Origin of the sequence: Fulvivirga aurantia (assembly GCF_009711475.1) — a bacterium.
Lineage (GTDB): Bacteria > Bacteroidota > Bacteroidia > Cytophagales > Cyclobacteriaceae > Fulvivirga > Fulvivirga aurantia.
Map to the genome: position 1 here is coordinate 1 of NZ_SMMD01000511.1, position 3450 is coordinate 3450.

The 3450-nt window shown below is 40.0% G+C and carries 4 protein-coding genes; all 4 read right to left on the minus strand.

Annotated features, from left to right (window positions below):
* Positions 1-145: 145 nt before the first annotated feature.
* Positions 146-850 carry a 3'-5' exonuclease gene (locus E1176_RS03810; protein WP_155209244.1) on the minus strand — a complete coding sequence of 235 codons (705 nt, stop codon included), beginning with the start codon at positions 848-850 and terminating at the stop codon, positions 146-148.
* 8 nt (positions 851-858) lie between these two features.
* Positions 859-1263 (minus strand): hypothetical protein, encoded by a 405-nt coding sequence (locus E1176_RS03815; RefSeq protein WP_155209245.1) that lies wholly within the window; start codon positions 1261-1263, stop codon positions 859-861.
* Between the two features lie 5 nt (positions 1264-1268).
* Complete coding sequence (gene lipB / locus E1176_RS03820; RefSeq protein ID WP_185152608.1) at positions 1269-1985, minus strand: lipoyl(octanoyl) transferase LipB; 717 nt, start codon at positions 1983-1985, stop codon at positions 1269-1271.
* Positions 1986-2051: 66 nt separating this feature from the next.
* A partial coding sequence (locus E1176_RS03825; protein WP_222933076.1) for a hybrid sensor histidine kinase/response regulator occupies positions 2052-3450 on the minus strand: 1399 nt, incomplete at its 5' end.

The following is a 3450-nucleotide window of genomic DNA, read 5'->3' on the forward strand; positions in this document are numbered from 1 at the left end:
GTGTTTTCGTTAATTAATGATTAACAGTTGAAGAGGCGCTGGTGTTTTGCTGAATTAAAATTGCTGATTTTTACTTTCAAATTTTATGAAAGCAATAGAAAATGACTTCTACAGGTCAGGTTTAGAGAAGTCGTAATGTGGAGGTTTAGCTTACGTTTATAACTTCAAACTCTACATCAATCGACTTGAGTTTACAGTAAAGCTGTGCGGTAACTATTACGTCATCTTTGCAGTAGTCAGCGATTCTTTGCAGGTCATTATCTTTGTGGTAAACCTCATTTACCATGCTGCCATCTATGGTCGACTTGCTTGATTCAATTCCAAAAAGGGCTGCCATGAGTTCCAAAGAAGTATAGTGCTTCCAATCGCCAAACTTCCACATGTCCATCGTATCGAGGTGGTTTACTTCCCAGGGCTTTTTACCGGCAAGATCGAGGGCAGAAGGTAGCTTAATGCCATTGATGAGCATTCTGCGACTCAGGTAAGGAAAATCAAACTCGCGGCCATTATGTGCGCAAAGCTTGAGGTCATCATCTAGTTTTTCAAGAATGGCTTTAAAGCGCTCGAGTAATGCTTTTTCATCATGATCGGCCAGACTGGTTACCCTGAAAGTAGTCTTGCCATCAACTTGTACAAAATACCCCAGACTGATTACTACGATCTTGCCAAACTCAGCATAAATACCGCCTCTCTTAAAATATAATTCTTCGTCTGTGGTTTCTGGCTCCCGTTTGAGAAAAGAAGCTTTTCTTGCCCATTGCGCCTTTAGCCTTTCGTCTAGCTGGTCGAAAGTGTCATGTGCACTTACGGTTTCAACATCCAGGAAAAGTATATTTTTAAGTGTAGCCATTTAATTTGTTACGAATGCAGGATGCCCTCTGAGCCTAGTGCCTCGATAAACGTAAGGTTACTATTTTGAATTGAATCTGGCAAAAATGTGAAACGCTTATCATACATTGTCCCATCCACATAATAAGTGACCCAATACTCATTATTTAAGTGAAAGACAGCAGGGTCCAGAGTTTCGATAGCCGCGGTGTCGTTTGCCTTTACTGTTTCCAGAAAGTGCCTTAAAGTCGAAGTTTTTTGTGTTTCGCCTTCTTTTTTACCATAGCCTTTAGAAGTCACCAGGGTGTTTTCTAAATCATACTCATTATTATTGATCAGGTGTACGCGCCACTCTTCGCCCCCGGCTTCGTTGATGGAATGGGCGACAGCTACGGTTACATTTTCTACTTTAGGTATTTCTATATCCTTTTTCATGTTGATTAATAAAGCTCCATTTCAAATAAGTCAGCGATATGATTTTTGAGTTTTTGGCTCACCTCTTCCATATTTTGTGCTGCGCCAAGCTCCTGTTGTAGTGAGGTTACGGCTTTATCTTCTATGCCACAAGGCACAATATTCTTAAAATAATCGAGTTGTGTGTTTACATTAAAAGCAAAACCGTGCATAGTGACCCATCGGCTTGATTTCACACCCAAGGCACAGATTTTTCGCGGATTTTTTTGTGCAATGTGATCGAGCCACACCCCTGTGAGGCCATCGATGCGCCCGGCTTCTATGCCATATTCTTTGAGCGTAAGTATTACGGCCTCTTCTAAAAACCTGAGGTATTTATGTATATCTGTGAAAAAATTATCAAGATCGAGAATCGGGTAACCCACAATTTGTCCGGGGCCATGATAGGTGATGTCTCCACCACGATTGATCTTATAATAAGTGGCATTTTTTGCCTTTAATCCGTCATCATTAATTAGAAGATGATCTTCAGAGCCACTTTTACCAAGTGTATACACATGAGGGTGCTCGCAAAAGATCAGGTAGTTATTGGTGAGCGCTTGCTCAGCAGTTGGTTTTTTGCGATTGGCGATTTTTAGTTGTACAGTCTGCTCGAATAGCTCGGTCTGGTAGTCCCAGGCTTGTTTATAGTCAACCTCTCCCAGGTTGATGTATTTTACGCGTTTGTTTAACTGTACATTCACTATTGTCTACCCCAATTTTTGCTGCTGCAAAGGTAGACAATTGAAGAAACTTTTTATTTCATCTACTTACCACTTCTGTATTGGCTTGGTTGATTGGAGGTCTGGAATGATAATGTCGAAACGGCACCCTTTACCTTCCACACTTTTCATACTTACAGAGCCTTGTATTTTCTCCACTGAGCTTTTTACCATATACAAACCCAAGCCCGGGCCTTTAGAGTTGACATTGGCGCGATAAAACATGTCATATATTTTATCCTGCTGGTCTGCAGGGATACCTTCACCATTGTCGGCAACAGACAAATAAAGGCAACTGCTGTGTCTTATGGTTTCAATATAAAGACTGGGTTTTCTGCCTTTTCTAAATTTAATAGCATTGTCAATCAGGTTTTGTAAAATCGTTTGTACCTGTTTGGTATCGGAGATTACTTTGTGGCTTGGGTCTATGTCAACGATTATCTGTACGTCTTCATAACCAGGTACATATTTCATTTTTCTGAGTATACTGTCGACAATACTTTTAACCTGGATTTCTTCTGAGCGAACAGTTTCTCTTTTGAGTTCGGATAGATTCATAAGTGCTTTTAATGTGTTGTTTAGGAGATTTACCGAAGACTCTTGTTTATCTAAGTACTCATTTATTTTGTGATCCTGAAACTCCATTCTACCAACATTGATGAGCCCGAGTAATGAAGACATTGGGCCTTTTATCTCATGTGATAGTCGGTAAATGAGTGTTTCAAGTTCTTTATTTAGGTTTTTGAGAGATTCTTCTGAGATTTTTTTGTCGGTAATTTTTTTGAGAATTACTGAGGCACCATCAGCAGTAGGGTAAATACTACCGTCAAAATACTCGACTGCATCTATGCCGTGATATTTTTTAGAATACTTAAAGGTGGTGTATCGCGCGGTTTTGGTTTTTAGACCTAGGCTAAACTGCTCATCTACATGAGAATTTTTAAGAGCAGGGAAAACATCATAGAGATACTTACCAATTACATCTTTGGGTAATAGATTGAACTCTCTTCTTGCGGTCTCGTTCCAGTAAGTGATTATCAATGCATTATCAATGGCAAAGAACACATCCATAATACTCTGAGCCAGGGCCTGATAAGAAGCCTGTGTTTGAAGAAGTTTCTTTTCTACTTTGTGTTTGCTTCTTCTAAGCCGAGCTTCTTTCACCTCTCTTATAACTACCGGCTCTAACTTTGACAAATCGTCTTTGGTGAGGTAGTCATTAGCCCCTTCATACATGGCGTTTATGGCATTTTCCTGATTTATCGAACCTGATATAATGATAAATGGTACATCCTGATCTATCGACCTTACTACCCGAAGAGCTCTGTTAGCGTCCATTTTGGGTAATGAATTATCGCTGATTACTAAATCAAACCTTGTTCCCTCAAGTGCGTCTATCAAGCCTTGCTCGTCTTCTACACGCATACTTGTCGACTTAAGTGCACTT

Bases quoted from the DNA above. Each gene is read 5' to 3' on its own strand.
- E1176_RS03810 (WP_155209244.1), bottom strand. From the start codon at position 850: ATGGCTACACTTAAAAATATACTTTTCCTGGATGTTGAAACCGTAAGT.
- E1176_RS03815 (WP_155209245.1), bottom strand. From the start codon at position 1,263: ATGAAAAAGGATATAGAAATACCTAAAGTAGAAAATGTAACCGTAGCT.